The organism is Actinomycetospora straminea (assembly GCF_028737255.1).
GTDB classification, from domain to species: Bacteria; Actinomycetota; Actinomycetes; order Mycobacteriales; family Pseudonocardiaceae; genus Actinomycetospora; species Actinomycetospora straminea.
Genome location: NZ_JAQZAN010000047.1, coordinates 1 through 5,840, shown reverse-complemented (window position 1 = coordinate 5,840; position 5,840 = coordinate 1). Strand labels below are relative to the sequence as shown.

At 78.3% G+C, this 5,840-nt stretch carries 4 protein-coding genes; all 4 read left to right on the top strand.

Going from position 1 to position 5,840, the window contains the following annotated elements:
- Nucleotides 1-333 precede the first annotated feature (333 nt).
- Nucleotides 334-2,307, top strand: coding sequence for a murein biosynthesis integral membrane protein MurJ (murJ, locus tag PH190_RS30480; protein ID WP_274235304.1), 1,974 nt, complete (start codon nt 334-336; stop codon nt 2,305-2,307).
- 99 nt (nt 2,308-2,406) lie between these two features.
- On the top strand, nt 2,407-4,449 hold the full coding sequence (locus PH190_RS30475) for a protein kinase family protein (protein WP_274235303.1): 2,043 nt from the start codon (nt 2,407-2,409) through the stop codon (nt 4,447-4,449).
- A 76-nt stretch (nt 4,450-4,525) separates the two neighbouring features.
- Complete coding sequence (gene sigM, locus PH190_RS30470; RefSeq protein ID WP_420791730.1) at nt 4,526-5,167, top strand: RNA polymerase sigma factor SigM; 642 nt, start codon at nt 4,526-4,528, stop codon at nt 5,165-5,167.
- On the top strand, nt 5,164-5,835 hold the full coding sequence (locus PH190_RS30465; RefSeq protein WP_274235301.1) for a hypothetical protein: 672 nt from the start codon (nt 5,164-5,166) through the stop codon (nt 5,833-5,835). The genes sigM and PH190_RS30465 overlap by 4 nt, the downstream gene beginning before the upstream one ends.
- The last annotated feature ends 5 nt before the right edge of the window (nt 5,836-5,840 follow it).

Sequence of the window (5,840 nt, the reverse complement as noted above, 5' to 3'; positions counted from 1 at the left end):
GCCCACGGCCAGCCCGCCCACGGCCAGCCCGCCCACGGCCAGCCCGCCCACGGCCTGGCCTCCCCGGGACCCCCGACCCCGGGCCCACCCTCCCAGGGCCCGCCGCGGCCGTCCGGCACCCCGGCCCCGCCCGGCCCGGTCCCCGGAGCACCCGCCGCGCCCCACGCCGCGCCGCCCCCCGTGCCGCCGGCGCGTCCCGGCGGGCCGGGACGTCACGGCCCGCCCCCCAGCGGTCGCCCCGGACCACCGCCGGGCGGCCCTCCGGGCGGTAGCCCGCCCGCCGGAGGGCCCCCCGCCGGCCCGCCCGCCGGTCCCGCCGGACTCACCCGCCCGATGCCGCGGACGCCGGGCTCCAGCGCGCCGAGCACCCCGCCCCCACCGCGCCCGCCCGGCTCGCCCGCGGCCGCCGCGGCCTCCGAGCCCTCCACGACCGGCCTCACCGCCCCCACCGCCGCGGTCGAGGCGGTGGACGCGGTCGACGCCGCCGCCGCGCCCGGTCGCGGCCCGGCCGACCCCCACGCCACCGAGGTGCTCCCCGCCGGCCCGCGCGACGAGCGCACGATCCGCCGCGCCCGCCCGGCGCCGCTCGCGTCGTGGAGCGTCGCCGGGTCGCTCGAGGAGACCGTGCTCCTCCCGCGCCCGCCGCTCGAGCAGGACGCGCCCGCCGTCCCCGCGCCGCGCCGGCCCGCCGACGACCCGGGCCGCGACGACAAGGCGCTGGTCAAGGCGTCCGGGGGCATGGCCGTCGCGACCCTGGTGAGCCGCCTTACCGGCTTCCTGCGCACCCTCGGGCTGACCGCGATCGTCGGGCTCAACCTCGTCGGCAGCTCGTTCAACGTCGCGAACACCCTGCCGAACATCATCTTCGAGCTCCTGCTGGGCGGCGTGCTGACCAGCGTCGTCATCCCCGTGCTCGTCCAGGCCGCCAAGGACGACGGCGACCAGGGGGACGCGTTCGCCCAGAAGCTCCTCTCGGGGGCGAGCGTCGGCCTGCTCGTGGCGACGACGCTCGCCGTGGTGGCGGCGCCGCTGCTCATCCGCCCGTACCTGGCGGAGGACGTCGACGTCGACCTCGCCGTCGACTTCGCCTACCTGCTGCTGCCGCAGATCTTCTTCTACGGCATGGGCGCCCTGTTCGGCGCCATCCTCAACTCCCGCGGGAACTTCGGCCCCGCCGCCTGGGCGCCGGTGCTCAACAACGTCGTCGCGCTCGTCGCGCTCGGCATCTACGCGGTCCTGCCGTCGCCGCCCGAGGGCATCTCCACCACCCAGCTGCTGGTGCTGGGCATCGGCAGCACGCTCGGCATCGTCGTCCAGGCCGCGGTGATGCTGCCCGCCATGCGCCGGGTCGGCTTCCGGTGGAAGTGGCGATTCGGATGGGACCAGCGCCTGTCGGCGTTCGGCGGACTCGCCGCGTGGGTGGTCGGGTACGTGCTGGTCAGCCAGGTCGGGCTGGCGTCGATCCTGCGGGTCGCGTCCGGGTCCGACGACGGCGGGCCGGCGATCTACAGCTACGCCTGGCTGCTCATCCAGGTGCCCTACGGCGTGCTCGGCGTCTCGCTGCTCACCGCGCTGATGCCCCGCATGAGCGCCGCCGCGGCCAACGGGCGCATCGACCAGGTCGTCGCCGACCTCTCCCTGGGCTCGCGGCTCTCGACCGTGACGCTGCTGCCGGTCAGCGCGCTGCTCACCGTCTTCGGGTCGCAGCTCGGCGTGGCCCTGTTCAGCATCGGCCGCTCCGGGCCCGAGGGCGCCGCCTCGCTCGGCGGGGCGATGGCGGCCTCGGCGTTCGGGCTGCTCCCGATGGCGGTCGTCATGCTCCAGATGCGCGTGTTCTACGCGATGAACGACGCCCGCACCCCCACGCTGATCATGGTCGTCATCACCGCGCTCAAGGTGCCGATGGCCTACCTCTGCCCGGTGTTCCTCGCGCCCGAGCAGGTCGTGCTGGGCCTGGCGGCGGTCAACGCGTTCGGGTTCGTCGTCGGCCTCGTGGTCGGCAACATCTGGCTGCGGGTCCGGCTCGGCCACCTCGACACCCGCCGCGTGCTGCGCACCTTCGTGCTGACCCTCATCGCCTCGCTGGTGTCGGTGCTGGTCGCGGTGCTGTGCGTCACCCTGCTCGAGCGGGTCCTCGGCAGCGGCACCTCGCCGGTGCTGCAGGCGTGGCTGGTGCTCGTCACCGGGTCGGCGGTGTTCCTGGCCGCCGTCGCCGTGGCCATGCGCCTGCTGAAGGTGCCGGAGCTCGACCCGGTGGTCTCCCGGCTGCGCCGACTCCTGGGCCGGGGGCGCGCGCGGGCCTCGTGACGTGTGCCCGAGAGGGTCCGGGGCAACCCGCGACCGGGGTGGCGCGTCCCCCGTAGCGGCGCACGAGTCCCGTAGGCTCGCACGACGTCCGAGGGGGAGGTGAGGGAGCTGGCCGGCGACACGTCGGGGGAGCGCCCGTCCCCGCGCCCCTCGTCCGACGAGACCGAGGTCGCGCTGCCCGCCGCGCCTGCTGCACCGGCCGCCACACCCCCCGCCGCACCGGCCGCCCCGCCGCGGCGGACCGGCGTCGGCATCGACGGGCCGACCACCCACGTCTCCCGCGTCGCGGGTTCGTCGACACCCGAGGCTGCCGCCGCAGGGAGCAACGGCAGCTCCTCCGCCGGCACCAACGGCAGCGCCACCAGCGCCACCAGCAGCACCGCCGGCGGGTCCAGCACCACCGCGGCGCCCCCGACCACCCCGGCCGGGGGCGGCGCCGGCCGCGCGCCCCGGGGTCCGGCCGCGAACGGCCCCGGACCGGCCGGCCCGCCGGGCCCGCCGTCGGGTCCCTTCCCGGCGCCGCCCCGCCGGCCGTCGCGCGGCACGGGCGGCCCGCTGCGGCCCGGCCCGTCGTCGGGCCCGATGGCCGCCACCGGCCCCCTCATGCCGGGCACGCTGCTGGTCGACCGGTACCGCCTCGTCGCCGAGGTCGGGCGCGACCGGGACGCCGACGCCGCCCTGTGGAAGGCCCGCGACGTCGTGCTCGAGCGCGACGTGGCCCTCACGCTGCTCGTCGGCACCTGGCAGGGCGACGCCAAGGCGTCGGCGGCGCTGTCGCGGGCGACGCGGTCGGCGCACTTCGAGCACCCGCACGCCGCGCGCATCCTCGACGTCGTCCGGCCGGGCAGCACGCCCCTGCCGACCGGGGTCCTGGGCGCCGCGGTGGCCGAGTGGACGCCGGGCCGCGACCTCGCCGAGCTCGTCGCCGACGGTCCGCTGCGCCCCAGCGCCGCCCTGCGGGTCATCGAGCCGCTCGCCGACGCCGTGGCCGCGGCGCACCGCTCCGGGCTCGTCCTGGGCCTCGACCACCCCCAGCGCGTGCGCGTCAGCTCCCGGGCGGCGACGCGGCTCGCCTTCCCCATGCCCCGCGGCGAGGCGACGAACGCCGACGACGTCCACGGCCTCGGCGCCCTGCTCTACCTGTTGCTCACGGCCCGCTGGCCCGGGCCCGAGGGCAGCCGACCCCCGGCCGGCCTGCGCCAGGCCCCGCACGGTCCCGACGGCGCGCCGGTCTCCGCGCGCCAGCTGCGCCCGGACCTGCCGGTGGAGCTCGCCGCCCTGGTCGACCGCACGCTCGACGAGCACGGCGGCATCCGCACCGCGGCCGCGGTGCACCGTCTCGTCACCCAGATGCGCGCGGGCCTCGAGGACGACGGCGTGCTGCTGCCGGTGCTCGAGGACGGGCAGACGATCGACGCGGACGACCCGGCCGAGGTCTGGCACGACGAGGCCCACCCCGAGCCCGGCCCCGACCCGGCGCGGCGGCGCAAGCTGCGCGTCGGTGTCACCGCGCTCGTGCTCGCCACGCTCCTCATCCTCGGCTTCGTCAGCTACCAGATCATCTCGGTCGTCGCCGGTGGCGGGCAGTCCGGGCCGCCCGTGGTGGTGATCCCGCCCGAGACCTCGGCCCCGAGCGCCGCGCCGGCCCCGTCGCCCGCGCCGTCGCCGGTGCCGCCCGCGCCGGTCCCGGCCGGGCCGGTGCAGCTGTCGAGCGTCGCGGTGTACAGCCCGGCGGGCAGCCCCGACAATCCGACCCGCATCAACCGCGCCGCCGACAACGACCCCGAGACGACCTGGTCGACCTCGGAGTACCGCCAGCAGCTGCCGTCCCTCAAGCCCGGCATCGGCATGATGACGACCTTCACCGCCCCGGCCCCCGTGTCGGCGGTGACGGTCCGCTCGCCGAGCCCCGGGACGCGCATCGAGATCCGGTCCGCGCCCGCGGCGGACGTCCCGCTGGCCCAGACCCAGCTGCTGGGCACCGGCACGGTCGCCGACGACGAGGACGTGCTGCGCATCCCGCTGCAGGCCGCGCCGCCGACGGGCAACCTGCTCGTCTGGATCACGGCCCTCGGCGAGGAGGACGACGACGAGTACGTCACCGAGCTCGCCGAGGTGACGATCGAGCGCGCCGGCCCCTGAGCCGTTCCCGGGGCAGCTTCACCGAACGGCCCCGGCCGGGCGCGGGCGGCGGCTAGCGTCCCGAGCCGTGCCCGACCTGCCCGACCCGCGCAGCGACCGCGAGCTGCTCGCGGCGCACGTGGCCGGTCAGCAGGGCGCCTTCGACGAGATCGTCCGCCGCTACGCCGAACGCCTCTGGCTGCTCGCCTTCCAGACGCTCGACCACCGCGAGGACGCCGCCGACGCCGTCCAGGAGACGTTCGTGTCGGCCCTGCGCAGCGCGACCCGCTACCGCGGCGACTCCGAGGTGTCGACGTGGCTGCACCGGATCGCGGTCAACGCCTGCCTCGACCGCATCCGCCGGCGGCGCACCCGCGCCGTCGAGCCGCTGGCCGGGCACGACGTGCCCACGCCCCGCGACGGTATCGACGACCACCTCACGCGCCTCACCGTCGCCGACGCCCTCGCCGCGCTGCCGGACGGCCAGCGGATGGCGGTGGTGCTCGTCGACGTGCACGGCTTCTCGATCACCGAGGCGGCGGCGGTCCTCGGCGTGCGCGAGGGCACGGTGAAGAGCCGCTGCGCCCGGGCGCGGGGGCGCCTCGCGGGCCTCCTGGGCCACCTGCGGCCGCGGGACGCCCCGATCGGGCCGCGGCGGGAGCAGGGTCGGGGGAACGGCACGGGGGCCGGCGACGTCCAACAGACGAGCGGGTCGGAGCGCAGGGGAGGAGGACCGTGAGCGACGAGCAGCAGGACGAGCAGCACGACGCCGCCTCCGGGCCCCGCCCGGCGGACCGGCCCGACCCCGCCGACCCGGCGGTGGCCGCCGCGCTCGCGCGCACCCGGGCGGACCTCGCCGCCCACGGCGCCCGCACCCCGGCCATGCCCGCGGGGCTCGTCGACGACGTGCGGCGGGCGCTCGCGGCCGAGGAGACCGCGCCGCGCACCGGGCACCCGCCGACCCGAGGGCGCCGCCGGGCGCTGGTGGGCGGGCTGCTGGCGGGCGTGGTGGCCGTCGTCGTCGCCGTGGTGGTGGTCGTCGTCGCCACCGGCAGCCCCGCGACGCCCGCCCCCGCGCCCGCCCCCCCGCCCACGGCCGCGCCGGCCCCGGCCGGCGTCCCCACCCTGAGCAGCGGCGACGGGGTGTCGGCCCTGCGCGCGGGCCTCGGGCGCGCCGACTACGGCCCGCTCGCCGACGAGGGCCGCCTCGGCGACTGCCTCGCCGCGCACGGGCTCCCGCCGGGCACGCGGCCGGTGGGCGCGCGTCAGGTGGTCGTCGACGGGCGGTCGGGCGTGCTCCTGGTCCTGCCGACCGGGGTGGCCGCGCGGTTCCGGCTGCTGGTCGTCGAGCCGGGATGCACGACCGGGGCACCGCTCACCGTGTCCGACACGCTCGTCGGCCGGTGAGCGGG

Coding starts and splice junctions, on each gene's coding strand:
- murJ (WP_274235304.1), top strand. CDS start 334: ATGCCGCGGACGCCGGGCTCCAGCGCGCCGAGCACCCCGCCCCCACCG.